The organism is Variovorax sp. NFACC27 (assembly GCF_048301545.1).
In the GTDB taxonomy this organism is placed as follows: domain Bacteria; phylum Pseudomonadota; class Gammaproteobacteria; order Burkholderiales; family Burkholderiaceae_C; genus Variovorax; species Variovorax gossypii.
Map to the genome: position 1 here is coordinate 8,085,898 of NZ_CP157613.1, position 15,920 is coordinate 8,101,817.

The window sequence follows — 15,920 nt, forward strand, 5'->3', positions numbered from 1 at the left end:
CCGCATCCCGTACTTTTCAACGAAACCTCCACAGGAGCACGTCCCCATGCGCATCCCCGCTTTCGATCTCCGCCCGCTTGTCTTCGGCCTGGCCCTCGCGGGCGCCGCCTTCGCCGTGCAGGCGCAGGAAAAAGTGGTGTTCGCCACCAACTGGAAGGCGCAGGCCGGCCACGGCGGCTTCTACCAGGCGCTGGTGGACGGCACCTACAAGAAGTACGGCCTCGACGTCGACATCCAGCAGGGCGGCCCGATGGTCAACAACCGGCCGATGCTGCCGGCCGGCAAGGTCGACTTCCTCATGACCGGCAACCTGCTGCAGTCCTTCGACAACGTGAAGAACGGCGTGCCCACCGTGGTGGTGGCGGCCTTCTTCCAGAAGGACCCGCAGGCCATGTTCGCCCACCCGGGCCAGGGCTTCGACACCTTCAAGGACATGACCAAGGCGCCGGTGGCCTTCATCGGCAAGGACGGCCAGTTCAGCTTCTGGCAGTGGATGAAGTCGGAGCACGGCTTCAAGGACTCGCAGCTCAAGCCCTACACCTTCAACGTGGGCCCGTTCCTGGCCGACAAGAAATCGATCCAGCAGGGCTACGCCATCTCCGAGCCGCTGTCGATCAAGGCGCAGGCCGGCTTCGACCCGGTGGTGCAGCTCCTGGCCGACAACGGCTTCTCGACCTACTCGACCACCATCGAGACGCGCGCCGACCTGGTGAAGACCAAGCCCGAGACGGTGCGCAAGTTCATCGAGGCGTCGATCATCGGCTGGAACAACTACCTCTACGGCGACAACAAGGCCGCCAACGAGATGATCGCCAAGATCAACCCCGACTCGCCCGTGGCCTCCTCGCAGGGCTCCATCGAGCTGATGAAGAAGATGGGCATCGTCGACAGCGGCGAATCGCTCACCAAGGGAATCGGCGCGATGGACGAGGCCCGCGTGAAGGACTTCTACGACAAGATGGTCAAGGCGGGCCTGTACAAGCCCGGCGAGGTCGACCTGTCGAAGGTCGTCACCACGCAGTTCGTGAACAAGGGCGTCGGCATCGACGTCCGCAAGAAGCTCACCGGCAAGTAAGTCGCTTCGAAAGTTTCTCCCGTGGGTCGCGCGGGGCTTGCGCCGGGGTCAGATGCCGGCGCCTGGGTTGCCATAAGGCACTGCGCGGCCTTTTATTCCTTGGGCTCTGACCCCGTCTCGCCAGCGACGCAAGTCCTGGGCGAACCGGCCCTCAACCATGAAAACGCTAGTCGTCCACTGCCATCCGAATCCTGACAGCTTCAACCACGCGCTCTACCGCACCGCCCTCGAGGCGCTCCAGCCGCGACATCCCGTCAAGGCCATCGACCTGTACGCCGAGGGCTTCGACCCCACGCTGACATGCGAAGAGCGCATCGCCTACCTCGACAACCCCGACCTGATACGCGAACGTGTGAAACCCCACGTCGAAGCGCTGCTGTGGGCCGAGCACCTGGTGTTCGTGTTTCCCACCTGGTTCCACGGGCCGCCGTCGATGCTCAAGGGCTGGCTGGAGCGGGTCTGGCTGCCCGGCGTGGCCTTCCTGCCGGCGGAACGCAAGGGGCAGCTCGCGAAGTCGGGCATGCGGCACATCAGGCGGCTCACGGTGGTCACCACCGGCGGCTCGCCGCGCTGGTTCGTGATGGTCATCGGCGACCCGGGCAGGCGGCTCTTCACGCGAGCGCTGCGCGCGCTCTTCGCGTGGCGCTGCAAGGTGACATGGCTGCAGCTGCACGACATGAACGCCGTCACCGCGAACGACCGCACCCACTTCATCGAACGCGTCTCGCGCAAGCTGAGCAGCATCCAGCAGTAGAGCCACAGACTCCAGAGGGAGACACGACACCATGAGCCTCGAACGCACGCTCACCGTCCGCGTCGAACGCATCTCGCGCCAGACGCCGGAAATCCTGGCCTTCGAGCTGGCCCACCCGTGGAGCCGGCCGCTGCCTTCCTACGAGGCCGGCGCGCACATCGACGTGCACATGCCCGGCGGCTTCTCGCGCCAGTACTCGCTGGCGCGGGCGCCGTCGGCCGCCAACGCGGGCCGCTACGTGATCGGCGTGAAGCGCGAGCTTTCCAGCCGCGGCGGCTCGGCCTCGATGCACGAACGCGTGCGCGAGGGCGACCTGCTGCCGATCAGCGCGCCGCGCAACACCTTCCCGCTGCGCGATGAAGCCACGCACCACCTGCTGCTGGCCGGCGGCATCGGCATGACGCCGCTGCTGGCGATGGCGCAGGCGCTCGCGGCGCGCGGCGCAGCCTTCACGCTGTGCGTGTTCGCGCGCAGCGAGGAGCACCTGGCTTTCGCCGATGCGCTGCACGCGCCATCGCTGGCGCCGCACCTGCGCCTGCACCTGGACCAGGGCGATGCCTCGCAGCGCATCGACCTGCGCTCGCTGCTGGCCGAGCGCGCGAGCGGCACGCATCTCTACGTGTGCGGCCCCGGCGGCTTCATGCAGGCGGTGCGCGACGCCGCCGCGCACTGGCCCGAGGACGCGCTGCACGCCGAATACTTCGCAGCGCCCACCGACGCCGGTGCCGCCGCCGGCCTGCCCTTCACGCTGAAGCTCGCGCGGCGCGGCATCACGGTGCCGGTGGCCGCCGACCAGACCGCCGTCGACGCGCTGCACGAGGTCGGCATCGACATTCCGGTGTCGTGCCAGCAGGGCCTGTGCGGCACCTGCGTGGTCGAGGGCGACGGCGAAGGTGCCGAGCACCGCGACTTCTGCCTCACGGGCAGCGAGCGCCGCCACAAGGTGGCCTTGTGCTGCTCGCGCGCCAAGGGGCTGGAACTGGAACTGCAGCTGTGAGCGCACGCGCTTCCTCCGCGTCTTCCGCTGCTGTCGTCAACGAAGAGGGCGGCGAGTGCGAGGCCCCCGCCACGCGCGGGCGCTCGCGCAAGTACACGCAGGTGCTCGGCCTCATCAACCAGGCCGCCATCGAGGTGTTCGCAAGCGAAGGGCTGGCCGGCGCCTCGACGCAGGCCATCGCCGACAAGGCGGGCCTGTCGAAGGCGCAGCTGCACTACTACATCGACAGCAAGGAGGCGCTGTACCGGCAGGTGCTGCAGGACATCCTCAACGACTGGATCGTGGTGTTCGGCTTCAGCGACGAGGCCTTCGGCCCGCGCAAGGTGCTGGGCGACCTGATCCGCCGCAAGATGATGTTCTCGTTCGAGCACCCGCTGCGCTCGCGCATCTTCACCGCCGAGATGATGCGCGGCGCGCCGGTGCTCAACAGCATGATGGACACGAGCAAGCAGCGCACCGACCAGGCCGCCGCCGTGATCCGCAACTGGATGAACCAGGGCCTGATGGACGAGGCCGACCCGATGCTGGTGCTGTTCCACATCTGGGCCGTGACGCAGTTCTATGCCGACCACGCCACGCAGGCCGCCTACTTCCGCGACACCGCGCAGCAAGGCGACGACAAGGACCGGCGCTACCTGATCGAGCAGGTCACGGAGTTCCTGCTCAAGGGCGCGGGCGTCAGGTAGAAGACGGCGAAGAAGAAAAGGCAGTGCGGGGCAGGTACATGGTGGCTTCCACCTCCACCAGCACCTCGTCGCCCGGCAGGAAGCGCGACACCTCCACCACCGTGCTGACCGGCGGCTCGCCCGGATAGAACAGGCCGCGCACGCGGTTGTAGAAGGCGTAGTGCGGCAGGTGACGGAAGTACTGCACCAGCTTCACCACGTCTTCCATCGTGCCGCCGTGCTCGGCGGCGATCTGGCGGATGCGCTCCAGCACGAACCAGCTCTGCGCGACGATGGGCGCCTCGAACACGTCCACCGACATCTGGCCGGTGGCATAGCCCACGCTCTGCAGCGCGGTGCGCGCTTCTTCCGGAATGGCGTCGTAGCCGGCGACCGCGCGGCGCGTGGCCGGATCGACGGCGACCACGCCGCTCATGAAGACGAAATCGCCCACGCGCTTCGCGGCGGCGTAGTTGGCCATCGGCTTGCCCATGCTCATTGCTCGTTGCTCTCCAGTCGTTGGCCGGCGCGGACGACGGTGCGTTGCCGTCCGCGCGGGCCGATCAGTTCGTGTTCCCCGGTGGCCGACAGTACCAGCAGGTCGGCCGGGCAGCCCGGCGCGATGCGCCCGTCCCATGCGAGCCCCAGCGCCTTCGCGGGATTCACGGTGACGGTGTCGAGCCAGTCGGATGCGGGCGCGAGGTGCGCTGCCTGCACGCCGAGGCCGAAGGTCTCCAGCAGGTCGTAGCTGCCGTAGGGATAGAAGGCGTCCTGCACGTTGTCGGTTGCCAGGCTCGCACGCAAGCCCCGTGCCGCCGCCTCGCGGATGCGCGTGATGCCGCGCTGCACCGGCGTGCGCTCCCACGCGCCCTGCAGGTAGAGATTGGTGGTGGGCAGCGCGACGAGGTGGATGCCGGCGCCGGCGCACAGCGCGAGCGTTTCGGCGGCGACGGCATCGTCCTGCACCGAGAGCGAGCAGGCATGGCCGCAGACCACGCCCAGCCTGAAGTCGCGCGCACGCACCAGCTGGGCGATGCTGCGCAGGCCGGTGGCCTCGATGTCCAGGCCCTCGTCGACATGGAAGTCGAGCGCCAGTCCGTGCTGCTGCGCGAGGTCGAACACTCGACCCAGCTTGTGGACGATGCCTTCGTTGCGATAGACGAATGCCCCGAGCACGCCGCCCGCGCGCTTCACCTCGCGCGCGATGCGCTCGCCCGCGGCGACGTCTGCGAACAGGTCGAGCGGGGTGAGCGAAACGAACTGCAGCTCGACGCGGCCGCGCCATTCCTCGCGCAGCGCCTCGAACACTTCCAGCGCGGCCGGCGGCTCGGGCTGCACCCAGTCGAGGTGCGTGCGCAGCGCGCGCGTGCCCGATCGCCAGGCGTCTTGCAGCGCGCGCTCCATGCGCAGGCGCAGCGATTCGCCGGTCCAGCTCTCGCGGTGCCGGTTCATGCGCTCGATGGCCACGAAGAGGTTGCCCTCGGCCGCGCCCACGTCCTGCACGGTGTAGTTCTTGTCGATGTGCGCATGCGCCTCGACGAGTGCGCTCAGCAGCGTGCCCTTCGCGTGCTGCTGCCGGGCGCTGGGCACGATGGAGGCGACCTTGTCGCCGGCCAGCACGACGTCGAACAGCTGCGCATCGCCCGCCGCGAATGCACGCAGCGGCGCCGGTATGCGCAGCGCTTCGAGCCTCATGCGTGCCGCTGCCGCCAGTCGCGCAGCCAGCCGAGCCCTGCCGAGGTACCGCCGGGCTCCGCGCCGCGCTTCGGCCGGTACTCGCAGCCGACCCAGCCCTGCCAGCCGCACTGCGCCGACACCTCGTCGAGCACGTCGAACAGGTACGGGTAGTTCTGCTCGCCGATGTCGGGCTCGTTGCGGTCGGGCACGCCCGCGATCTGGATGTGGCCGACGCGGCCGGTGGGCAGGTACTTGCGGATCTTCATCGCCACGTCGCCCTCGACGATCTGGCAGTGGTAGAGGTCCATCTGCACCTTGAGGTTGGGCGCGCCGACGGTCTCGACGATCTCGTGCGCATGGTCCTGCCGGTTGAGGAAGAAGCCCGGGATGTCGCGCGTGTTGATCGGCTCGATCAGCACGTCGCGGCCCGCCTTGGCGGCCTCGGTCGCGGCCCAGCGCAGGTTGTCGACGTACACCGGCTGCAGCGCGTCGCGCTGCTGTCCCGCGGGCACGAGGCCGGCCATGACGTGGATGCGCGGGCAGTCGAGCGCCACGGCGTAGTCGATGGCCTTCGCGATGCCTTCGCGGAACTCGGCTTCGCGCCCCGGCAGGCAGGCCAGGCCGCGCTCGCCGCCGTTCCAGTCACCGGGCGGGCCGTTGAACAGCACCTGCTGCAGGCCGTTGTGCTTCAGCCTGGCGACGATTTCTTCCTTCGCGAAGTCGTAGGGGAAGAGGTATTCCACGGCCTTGAAGCCGTCTTTCGCGGCGGCGTCGAAGCGGTCGAGGAAGGCGAGCTCCGGATAGAGCATCGAGAGGTTGGCTGCGAATTGGGGCATGGGGTGTTTTTACTACCAGCGCGCGCCGAAAGTGCGGCGCAGTTCATCGATCTGATCGGCATCGAGCGGCTCGGGCCTTGCGGCCTGGGCGAGCTGCTGGAGCCTTGCGGTTTCCTCGAGTTCCTCGAGCACGGCCATGGCGGCGGCCGGCGTGTCGTGCCACACGTTGGGACCCAGGCGCGTGAGCATCACGGCGCGGATCGGGGTGCCGGCCACGCCGAAGCGCCCGATGGCCTGCGCCACCTGCTCGGCCGCTTCGGGCGCACCCGGACGGTGGTACGGAATGACCGGCACATGGCCGACCTTCATCACGAAGTAGGGCGTGAGCGCGGGCAGCAGCTCGTCGCCGGGAGCCTGCAGCGTGAGCGCCACGCAGTGCGTGCTGTGCGTGTGGATCACGCAGGCGGTGCCTGCATCGAACTCGCGCGCAGCGGCGTAGATGCGCGTGTGCAGCGCGATGGTCTTGCTGGCGCGATCGCCGCCGGTCTGCTGCCCCTGAGCATCGAGCCTGGCCAGACGAGCGGGGTCGAGAAAACCGAGGCAGGCATCGGTCGGCGTGATGAGAAAGCCGTCGTCCAGCCGCACGCTGATGTTGCCAGCCGTGGCGTGCACGTAGCCGCGCTCGAACAGGCTGCGGCCAACGCGGCAGATTTCCTCGCGGGCTTCGTTCTCGGTCATGCGAGCACTGTAAATGCCTTGGTGAAGAAATCGTCGCTGCCGAAGTTGCCGGACTTCAGCGCGATGTGCAGGCCGGCCTCGGGCGCGGCTTCGGAGCGCGCATGGCACCACGGCACGCCGGGATCGATCTGCGGGCCGATCTGCATCTGCGCGATGCCCAGCGCCTGCACGCAGGCGCCGGAGGTTTCGCCGCCGGCCACCACCAGCTGGCGCACGCCGCGCTCGACCAGGCCGCGCGCGATGGCGGCGATGGTGCGCTCGACCATCGCGCCGGCCTCTTCCACGCCCAAGCGGCCCTGCACCGACTTCACGGCACCGGCCTCGGCGGTCGAGTAGACGAGTACGGGGCCCTTGTCGATCAACGGAGCGGCCCACGCCAGAGCCTCGGTGGCGACATCCACGCCCGCCGCGATGCGCAGCGGATCAATGGCCATCGCCGCGCCGCCGCGCTGGATGAAGTCGAGCACCTGGCGGTTGGTGGCCAGCGAGCAGCTGCCCGAGACCACCGCCGTCCTGCCGCCAGCCTTGGGCAGTGCGCTGGCTTGCGACGACGGAGCGAGGCCGAAGTTGGCCGGCAGGCCGATGGCCACGCCCGAGCCCGCCGTGAGCAGCGGCATCTTCGCGAGCGCCGGGCCCATGCGCAGCAGGTCGTCGTTCGAGACCGCGTCGACGATGGCGATGGAGACGCCCTCGGACTTCAGTTGCTCGATGCGCTCCCCGATGGCGGCCGCGCCGCGCGCCACCACCGCGTAGTCGACGAGCCCCACCTTGCGCTTGCACTGCGCCTGCAGCACGCGCACGAGGTTCGGGTCGGTCATCGGCGTGAGCGGGTGGTTCTGCATGCCGCTCTCGTTGAGCAGCACGTCGCCCGCGAACAGGTAGCCCTTGAACACGGTGCGCTTGTTGTCGGGGAAGGCGGGCGTGGCGATGGTGAAGTCGCACTGCAGCGCGTCCATCAGCGCCTCGGTCACCGGGCCGATGTTGCCCTGCGGCGTGCTGTCGAACGTGGAGCAGTACTTGAAGTAGATCTGCTTCGCGCCCTGCGACTGCAGCCAGCGCAATGCATCGAGCGACTGCGCGACGGCTTCGGCCGGCGCGATGGTGCGCGACTTGAGCGCGACCACCACCGCATCCACGTCGGCATCGAGCGGGCCCTCGGGCACGCCGATGGCCTGCACCACACGCATGCCGGCGCGCACGAGGTTGTTGGCGAGGTCGGTGGCGCCGGTGAAATCGTCGGCGATGCAGCCGAGCACGAGCTTTGCCATGGTGTTCGGTCCTTCTTCAGTCCTTGGCGACGGGCAGCTTCACGGCCTGCGCGTTCTCGCGCACGTAGTCGCGCAGGATCGCGTCGAAGCTCGCGTCGGCCTTCAGGCCCAGCGCCTCGGCGCGCGCGGCGTGGATGCGGCTGGGCCAGCTGGTGACGATCTTCGCGATGGCGGCGTCGGGCTCCCAGTCGATCAGGCCGGTGGCGTCCTTGCCTGCGATGCGTTCGAGCGCCTGCGCCATCTCGCGCACGGTGGTGGTCAGCGCGGGCAGGTTGACCGCCGTGCGCGCGCCCCACTCGGCGGCGCCAGCGGTGGCCGCGCGCACGATGCCGGCGACGGTGTTGCCGGGCGAGGCCAGCGCGACGGGCGTGTCGGGCGACACGGGGCAGCGCGCACGCTCGCCGGCCAGCGGCTCGCGCAGCATGCCGCTGAGGAAGCTCGAGGCCGCGCCGTTGGGACGGCCGGGGCGCACCGACACCGTCATGAGCCGCACGTTGCGACCCTGCACGAAGCCCTTGCGCGTGAAGTCGGCCACCAGCTGCTCGCCGATGAACTTCTGGATGCCGTAGCTGTTCTGCGGAGTCGGCAGCGTGGTGTCTTCGATGACGGCCGGCAGGCGCTGCTCGGGCGAATCGCCGAACACCGCCACCGAGCTGGAGAACACGAACACCGGCGAGTGGCCCGCGCGGCGCGCCGCTTCTAGCAGGCCGCGCGTGGCGTCGAGGTTGCTGCGCATGCCGAGGTCGAAGTCGGCCTCGCATTCGCCGCTGACTGCGGCGGCGAGGTGGAAGACGAGCTGCGTGTCGGCAATGGGCAGCGCGCCGCTTGCGAGCTGCTCCAGCAGGTCGCCCTGCACGAACTGCACGCGCGCGTCGGCGGCCAGGTCGGCGGGCGGCGGCACGCGGTCGGCCAGGGTGATGCGCGAGACGGGCTGCGCGGCACCGCCGGCCAGCGCGAGATTGCCGCCGGCGAGCAGCGTGCGTGCGAGGCGGGCGCCGAGGAAGCCGCAGCCGCCGGTGATGAGGATGTTCATGGTCGTCTTGTCTTTCGTACTTGTTCTAGAGCGCGGGCAGGAAGCGCAGCAGCGCGTCCGCCACCGCCTGCGGCGCCTCGCGCTGCGGGAAGTGGCCCACGCCGTCGAGCAGCTCGCGGCGGTAGGGGCCGCTGAAGAAGCGTTCCTTGCCGGCCGAGGTGTCGGGATGATTGCAGGAATCGGCCGCGCCGTGCAGCACCAGCGTGGGTACCGACAGCACGGGCGCGGGGTTCAGCACGGCATCGTCGGCCGCATAGTGCGGGTCGCCCGGCGCGTGGCCCCAGCGATGGCGGTACGAGTGCACCACCACCCGCGCCCAGTCGTCGCCCTCGAAGGCGGCGGCTGTGGCCTCGAACTCGGCGGGCTCGTACCAGCCGGCCGGCGCCCAGGTGTCCCACATCATCCGCGTGAAGGCGATGCGGTCTTCGTGCACGGTGCGTTCGCCGCGCGGCGTGGCCATGTACCAGTGGTACCAGTAGTTGCGTGCCTGCTCGAGCGGCATCGGCTGGTCGGGCGCGTTGGTGCCGTAGCCGACCGACATCAGCGTGAGCGAACTCGCGACGCCGGGCCGAAGCCCGCAGGCATTGCCCACCGCACGCGCGCCCCAGTCGTGGCCGACCAGCGCAGGCTGCTGCAGGCCGAGCGCATCGATGAAGTCGAGCAGGTCGCGACCCAGCGCCGAGAGCTGTCCGCTGCGCGGCGTCTCGGCATGCAGGAAGGTCGTCGGCGCGAAGCCGCGCAGGGCGGGCAGCAGCACGCGCCAGCCGGCTTCGACGAGCCGCGCGGCCACGCCGTGCCAGCAACGCGGGCTGTCGGGCCAGCCGTGCACCAGCACCGCGGTGGCCTTGCCGGCGGGGTTCCACTCCTCGTAGCCGATGCGCAGCAGCGGCGTGTCGACGAACCTGGCCTGCGGCTCGCTCACGGGGCTTTCCCCTTCGGCGCCGGCACCTCGATGCCCGGAAAGATCTTGATGACGGCGCTGTCGTCCTCGCGCGCATAGCCCGCGGTCGAGGCCTGCATGAACATCTGGTGCGCGGTGGACGACAGCGGCAGCGGAAACTTGCTCGCGCGCGCCACGTCGAGCACCAGGCCCAGGTCCTTCACGAAGATGTCCACGGCCGACAGCGGCGTGTAGTCGCCCGCGAGCACGTGCGCCATGCGGTTCTCGAACATCCAGCTGTTGCCCGCGCTGTGCGTGATGACCTCGTACAGCGCCGCCGGGTCCACGCCTTCGCGCAGGCCCAGCGCCATGGCCTCAGCCGCCACCGCGATGTGCACGCCGGCCAGCAGCTGGTTGATGATCTTCACCTTGCTGCCCGCGCCGGCGCTGTCGCCCAGGCGGTAGACCTTGGCGGCCATGGCGTCGAGGACGGCACCGGCCTTCTCGTAGGCGGCGGGCTTGCCGGCGGTCATCATCGTCATCTGGCCGCTCGCGGCCTTGGCTGCGCCGCCGGAGATGGGCGCGTCGATGTAGAGGATGCCCAGCTTCTCCAGGCGCGCTTCGAGCGCCACCGACCAGTTCGGGTCGACGGTGGAGCACATCACGAAGACGCTGCCGGGCTTCATCGACGCGACGCAGCCGGGCACGGTGCCGTCGCCGAACAGCACCGACTCGGTCTGCGCGGCGTTCACCACTACGCTGACCACGATGTCGCACTGCGTGCCGAGCTCGGCCAGCGTGGCGCAGGCGGTGCCGCCCTCGCGCGCGAAGGCTTCGGCGGCCTCACGGCGCACGTCGAACACATGCGGCGCGTGGCCCGCGCGACGCAGCGACTGCGCCATGCCGGCGCCCATGGCGCCCAGGCCCACGAGGCCGACGACGGGGGTGTTGTTGCTGGAAGTCATGCAGGAGTTCTTTCGATGAACGGTCAACGGTTGACCAGTTGCTTGGGTGTGAACCACACGCCGATGGCGCCGAGCACCAGCGCACCGGCCAGCACGTACATGCCGATCTGCGTGCTGCCCGTGAGGTCCTTCAGATAGCCGATGAGGTACGGGCTCACGAAGCCCGCGAGGTTGCCCACCGAGTTGATGGCGGCGATGCCTGCGGCGGCGGCCGTGCCCGTGAGGAATGCGGTGGGCAGCGACCAGAAGAGCGGCGCGCAGGTCAGCACGCCGGCGGCGGCGAGCGAGAGGAAGGCCAGCGACACGGCCGTGTTCTGCGTGTACGAGGCTGCGACGGTGAAGCCCACGGCGCCCATCATGGCCGGCACGATCAGGTGCCAGCGGCGCTCCTGGCGGCGGTCGGCGCTGCGGCCGAAGAGGTTCATCGCGACGATGGCGCAGAGGAACGGAATGGCGCTGAGCAGCCCGATGTTCAGGTTGCCCTGCACGCCCGTGGCCTTGACCAGCGTGGGCAGCCAGAAGGTGAGTGCGTACTGGCCCATGACGAAGGCGAAGTAGATGAACGCCATCCACCAGATGCGCGCGTCGCGGAACACGCCGGCCACCGAGTGCGGGCCCTTCGCGCCGTGGGCGGCGTCGCTCGCCACCTCGCGCTGCAGCAGCGCCTTTTCCTCGGCGTTCAGCCAGCGCGCCTGGGCGATGCCGTTGTCGAGATAGAAGAGCACCGCCAGTCCGATGAGCACGGCGGGGATGGCCTCGATCAGGAACATCCACTGCCAGCCGCTCATGGCCGACACGCCGTGGAAGCTGTCCATGATCCATCCCGAGAGCGGGTTGCCGAAGATGCCCGCCACCGGAATCGCCGACATGAACACCGCGATGATCCGCGCGCGCCGATGCGCCGGGTACCAGTGCGTGAGGTAGAGGATCACGCCCGGATAGAAGCCCGCCTCGGCCAGCCCGAGCAGGAAGCGCAGGATGTAGAAGCTGGTGGGCGTCTTCACGAACATGAAGCAGGCCGAGAGCAGGCCCCAGGTGATCATGATCCGCGCGATCCAGATGCGCGCGCCCACGCGGTTGAGCAGCAGGTTGCTCGGCACCTCGAACAGGAAGTAGCCCAGGAAGAAGATGCCGGCGCCCAGGCCGAACACGGTTTCGCTGAAGCCCAGGTCCTGGCCCATCTGCAGCTTGGCGAAGCCGACGTTCACGCGGTCGAGGTACGCGATCACGTAGCAGAGCATGAGGAAGGGCACGAGGCGCCAGAACACCTTGGAGTAGGTGCGCTTTTCGAGCGCGGCATCTGCGGCGGCGAGCGACGCGGCGCCGGCCTGGAGGGTCGAGGAAGTCATGAGGGAGGCTATGTCTCGGGTGATTTGTCAGGTCATCATACAAATTTGAGTTTTGCTGACCGACCCGGGTAAACCCTCGGAAAAAGCGTCTTCCGGCGACTTTCTGGTGTCTTTGTGTGTCGGCTCAGCCGCCGACGGGCCAGCCTTCGACCAGCGGACGGGCGAGCTGCTCGCCCTCCTGCTGCCAGAACACCGGATCGGCCAGCTCGATGCGGCGGATCGCGTTGTCCATGTGGTTCTTGGCTGCTTCCCGCGCGCGCAGCGGATCGCCGGCCTCGATGGCCTCGACGATGCGCGCATGCTCCTGCGCCACTTCGCGCGCGAAGTCGGCGCGGCGCGCCTCGTTGGCGCGCGTGACGCGGGTGGCGCCGTGCAGGAACTGCCGCAGGTACTGCAGCGTGCCGATGAGGAACGGGTTGCGCGCCGCCTCTGCGATGGCGCGGTGGAAGAGCACGTCCTCGTCTGCGCCGTTGCCGCCGGCCTCGACCGCCGCGTGCAGTGCGGCGATGGCGTCGCGGATGCGCTGCACGTCCTCGTCCGTGCGGCGCTCGGCGGCCAGCGCGGCCACCTCGGCTTCGAGCGCGCGGCGCAGCTCGACCATCTGGATCACCGCCTCGCGCGAGGCCACGTGCGGCATCTCGAAGCGCAGCGGCTCGACGGCGGCGGCGCGCACGTACACGCCGCTGCCCTGACGCGAATCGAGCAGCCCCAGCGACTTGAGCCGCGACACCGCCTCGCGCACCACGGTGCGGCTCACGCCGAACTGCTCGGCCAGCGCGGTCTCGGTGGGCAGCCGGTCGCCTTCGGACAAACGCCCGCTGCGCACCTCGGCCGCGAGCGCATCGGCGACCTGGTCGGCCAGGCGGACGGCGGGGGCGATGGATTGGAAGCGGGCGGTCATGGACGCGAAGGTGGTGGGGCCTGCGACTCTAACGCAGGGCCCGCCACTTTCGCGGCCGCACAAGGCTCAGGCCGGCTCAGCCCAGCGCGTGGCGCGCGGCATTCACGATGCTCTGCGCATCGACGCCGAAGAAGCCGCGCAGCGCGGCGCGCGTGTCGCTGCGCCCGAAGCCGTCGGTGCCGAGCGTGATGTAGCGGCGGCCCTCGGGCAGGAAGGCACGAACGCTCTCGGGCACGGCGCGCACGTAGTCGGTGGCGGCGATGATCGGCGTCTTGCCGCCCTTGCCGAGCTGCTGCGCTATGAACGGCGTGCCGGCGTCGGCCTCGCCAGCCAGCGCGCGCTGCTCGCAGGCCAGCCCGTCGCGCGCGAGTTCGCTCCAGCTCGTGACGCTGAACACCTCGGCCTCGATGCCTTCGTCGGCCAGCAGCTGCGCGGCCTTGACGACCTCGGTGAGGATCGCGCCCGAGCCCATCAGCGTGACCTTCTTCTTTGCCTTGCCGCCCGGTACGGGAGCGTAAGTGCCGAAGCGATAGCACCCGCGCAGGATGTCGCCCTCCGCGCCGGCCGGCACGTCGGGCTGCGCGTAGTTCTCGTTCATGAGCGTGACGTAATAGAACACGTCCTGCTGCTCGACCATCATCTCGCGGATGCCCGCGTCGACGATCACCGCCATCTCGCCCGCGAAGGCCGGGTCGTAGGCCTTGCAGTTGGGGATGGTCGCGGCCACGAGGTGGCTGCTGCCGTCCTGGTGCTGCAGGCCCTCGCCGCCGAGCGTGGTGCGTCCAGAAGTGGCGCCCAGCAGGAAGCCGCGCGCGCGCTGGTCGGCCGCGGCCCAGATGGCGTCGCCCACGCGCTGGAAGCCGAACATCGAGTAGTAGATGTAGAAGGGCAGCATCGCCAGGCCGTGCACGCTGTAGCTGGTGGCCGCGGCCGTCCAGCTCGCGATGGCGCCGGCCTCGCTGATGCCCTCTTCCAGGATCTGCCCGTCGGTAGCCTCGCGGTAGCTCAGCACCGAGCCGATGTCTTCCGGCGCATAGCGCTGGCCCACGCTCGAATAGATGCCGACCTGCTTGAACAGGTTGGCCATGCCGAAGGTGCGCGCCTCGTCGGCCACGATGGGCACGATGCGCGGGCCCAGGGCCTTGTCCTTCATGAGGTTGCCCAGCATGCGAACGAAGGCCATGGTGGTGCTCATCTCCTTGCCGCCCGCGACGGTCGCGAACTGCGCGTAGCTTGCGATGTCGGGCTTGGCCAACACCTCGCAGGCGGTCTCGCGGCGCGGCATGGCACCGCCGAGCGCCTCGCGGTGCTGCCGCAGGTAGCGCATCTCGGCGCTGTCCTCGGCCGGGCGGTAGAAGTCCATCGCAGTGGCCTGCGCGTCGGTCAGCGGCAGGTTGAAGCGGTCGCGGAATTCGATGAGGTCCACGTCGCCCATCTTCTTGTGCGAGTGCGTGGTCATCTTGCCCTGCGCGGCGCTGCCCATGCCGTAGCCCTTCTTGGTGTGGGCGAGGATCACGGTGGGCTGGCCCCGGTGCGCCGCGGCGGCGGCGTAGGCGGCATGGATCTTCACGAGGTCGTGGCCGCCGCGCTTCAGGCGGTCGATCTGCTCGTCGGTCATGCCTTCGGCCAGGCGCGCGAGTTCGGGGTTCTGGCCGAAGAAGTTGTCGCGGTTGAAGCGGCCGTCCTTGGCCGCGAAGGTCTGCATCTGGCCGTCGACGGTGTTGGCGAACACGCGGGCCAGCGCACCGCTCAGGTCCTGCGCGAAGAGGCCGTCCCAGTCGCTGCCCCACACGAGCTTGATGACGTTCCAGCCCGCGCCGGCGAAGAGCTTTTCCAGCTCGTCGATGATGCGGCCGTTGCCGCGCACCGGGCCGTCCAGGCGCTGCAGGTTGCAGTTGACCACCCACACGAGGTTGTCGAGCTTCTCGCGCGCGGCGAGCGTCAACGCGCTCATCGACTCGGGTTCGTCCATCTCGCCGTCGCCGAACACGCCCCACACCTTGCGGCCTTCGCAGTTCAGCAGGTTGCGGTGCGTGAGGTAGCGCATGAAGCGCGCGTGATAGATCGAGCTGATGGGGCCGATGCCCATCGAGCCGGTCGGGAACTGCCAGAAGTCCGGCATCAGGTACGGATGCGGATAGCTGCACAGGCCGCGCGCGCCGCTGCCGTCGACGAACGCAGGCGCGGTGAGTTCCTGGCGGTAGTGCTTCAGGTCTTCCTCGCTCAGGCGGCCTTCGAGGTACGCGCGGGCGTAGACGCCCGGCGCGCTGTGCGGCTGGAAGAACACGAGGTCGCCTCGATGGTGCTCGCTGCGCGCGTGGAAGAAATGATTGAAGCCGGTCTCGAACAGGTCGGCCGCGCTGGCGTAGCTGGCGATGTGGCCGCCGAGTTCGCCGTACGCCTGGTTGGCCTTGGCCACCATCGCGAGCGCGTTCCAGCGCATCAGCGAGGCGAGCTTTTCCTCGATGGCGAGGTCGCCCGGGAACGGCGGCTGGTCTTCCACCGCGATGGTGTTGACGTACGGCGTGGCGAGTTCGGGCTGCCAGCCGATGCGCTGCTGCCGCGCGAGACGCGCCAGCTCGACCAGCATCTGCCGCGCGCGCTGCGGCCCCTGCGTCTGCGCCATCGCCACGAAGGCATCGCGCCATTCGGCGGTCTCGGCGGGGTCGGGGTCGTGCGAGAGCTGCGTTTCATCCAGCAGCAGGGCGCGCATCTGGTCGGGCGAAATCGGGGCGTTCATATCGGCACTTTAGGCCGCAATGCGGAGAATTAGCTACCGGCGAAGCCAAATCCGCGTTCGCGTCGCAGCATAAAATTCCGCCAAATTCAAACTGAGCGGCAT

Annotated in this window: 15 protein-coding genes; 4 read left to right on the forward strand and 11 right to left on the reverse strand. The window is 69.2% G+C overall.

Annotated features, from left to right (window positions below; translation table 11 throughout):
• The first annotated feature begins 46 nt into the window (after positions 1–46).
• From ABL840_RS37965 to ABL840_RS37980, 4 genes are all read left to right on the forward strand, one after another.
• Entirely contained in the window at positions 47–1,075 is a 1,029-nt protein-coding gene (locus tag ABL840_RS37965) for an ABC transporter substrate-binding protein (protein WP_093196003.1), read from the forward strand.
• Between the two features lie 157 nt (positions 1,076–1,232).
• On the forward strand, positions 1,233–1,829 hold the full coding sequence (locus ABL840_RS37970; protein WP_093196002.1) for an NAD(P)H-dependent oxidoreductase: 597 nt from the start codon (positions 1,233–1,235) through the stop codon (positions 1,827–1,829).
• Positions 1,830–1,860: 31 nt separating this feature from the next.
• Positions 1,861–2,826 (forward strand): PDR/VanB family oxidoreductase, encoded by a 966-nt coding sequence (locus ABL840_RS37975; RefSeq protein ID WP_093300134.1) that lies wholly within the window; start codon positions 1,861–1,863, stop codon positions 2,824–2,826.
• Entirely contained in the window at positions 2,823–3,512 is a 690-nt protein-coding gene (locus ABL840_RS37980) for a TetR family transcriptional regulator C-terminal domain-containing protein (RefSeq protein WP_093300135.1), read from the forward strand. Before ABL840_RS37975 ends, ABL840_RS37980 begins: the two co-directional genes overlap by 4 nt.
• On the opposite strand, the gene ABL840_RS37985 is transcribed toward ABL840_RS37980, so the two are convergent.
• From ABL840_RS37985 to mdeB, 11 genes are all read right to left on the reverse strand, one after another.
• A complete protein-coding gene (locus tag ABL840_RS37985) occupies positions 3,505–3,990 on the reverse strand; it encodes a RidA family protein (protein WP_093300136.1) in 486 nt (161 codons plus the stop codon). The genes ABL840_RS37980 and ABL840_RS37985 overlap by 8 nt on opposite strands.
• Positions 3,987–5,186, reverse strand: a complete 1,200-nt coding sequence (locus ABL840_RS37990) for an amidohydrolase family protein (RefSeq protein ID WP_093300137.1) — start codon at positions 5,184–5,186, stop codon at positions 3,987–3,989. The genes ABL840_RS37985 and ABL840_RS37990 overlap by 4 nt, the downstream gene beginning before the upstream one ends.
• The gene (gene otnI, locus ABL840_RS37995; RefSeq protein ID WP_093300138.1) at positions 5,183–6,004 is read right to left on the reverse strand and encodes a 2-oxo-tetronate isomerase; all 822 of its coding nucleotides are present in this window, start codon (positions 6,002–6,004) and stop codon (positions 5,183–5,185) included. The genes ABL840_RS37990 and otnI overlap by 4 nt, the downstream gene beginning before the upstream one ends.
• A 12-nt stretch (positions 6,005–6,016) precedes the next feature.
• Entirely contained in the window at positions 6,017–6,682 is a 666-nt protein-coding gene (locus tag ABL840_RS38000) for an aldolase (protein WP_093300139.1), read from the reverse strand.
• Positions 6,679–7,950 carry a 3-oxo-tetronate kinase gene (otnK, locus tag ABL840_RS38005; protein WP_093300140.1) on the reverse strand — a complete coding sequence of 424 codons (1,272 nt, stop codon included), beginning with the start codon at positions 7,948–7,950 and terminating at the stop codon, positions 6,679–6,681. The genes ABL840_RS38000 and otnK overlap by 4 nt, the downstream gene beginning before the upstream one ends.
• 16 nt (positions 7,951–7,966) lie before the next feature.
• Positions 7,967–8,983, reverse strand: a complete 1,017-nt coding sequence (denD, locus tag ABL840_RS38010) for a D-erythronate dehydrogenase (protein ID WP_093300141.1) — start codon at positions 8,981–8,983, stop codon at positions 7,967–7,969.
• A 25-nt stretch (positions 8,984–9,008) separates the two neighbouring features.
• Positions 9,009–9,905 carry an alpha/beta fold hydrolase gene (locus ABL840_RS38015; protein ID WP_093300142.1) on the reverse strand — a complete coding sequence of 299 codons (897 nt, stop codon included), beginning with the start codon at positions 9,903–9,905 and terminating at the stop codon, positions 9,009–9,011.
• Positions 9,902–10,885, reverse strand: coding sequence for an L-threonate dehydrogenase (ltnD, locus tag ABL840_RS38020; protein ID WP_418116146.1), 984 nt, complete (start codon positions 10,883–10,885; stop codon positions 9,902–9,904). The genes ABL840_RS38015 and ltnD overlap by 4 nt, the downstream gene beginning before the upstream one ends.
• Positions 10,852–12,177 carry an MFS transporter gene (locus tag ABL840_RS38025; protein WP_093300143.1) on the reverse strand — a complete coding sequence of 442 codons (1,326 nt, stop codon included), beginning with the start codon at positions 12,175–12,177 and terminating at the stop codon, positions 10,852–10,854. The genes ltnD and ABL840_RS38025 overlap by 34 nt, the downstream gene beginning before the upstream one ends.
• Before the next feature lie 124 nt (positions 12,178–12,301).
• On the reverse strand, positions 12,302–13,078 hold the full coding sequence (locus tag ABL840_RS38030; protein ID WP_093195990.1) for a FadR/GntR family transcriptional regulator: 777 nt from the start codon (positions 13,076–13,078) through the stop codon (positions 12,302–12,304).
• A gap of 76 nt (positions 13,079–13,154) precedes the next feature.
• Positions 13,155–15,818 carry an alpha-ketoglutarate dehydrogenase gene (gene mdeB, locus ABL840_RS38035; protein WP_093300144.1) on the reverse strand — a complete coding sequence of 888 codons (2,664 nt, stop codon included), beginning with the start codon at positions 15,816–15,818 and terminating at the stop codon, positions 13,155–13,157.
• Positions 15,819–15,920: the final 102 nt, after the last annotated feature.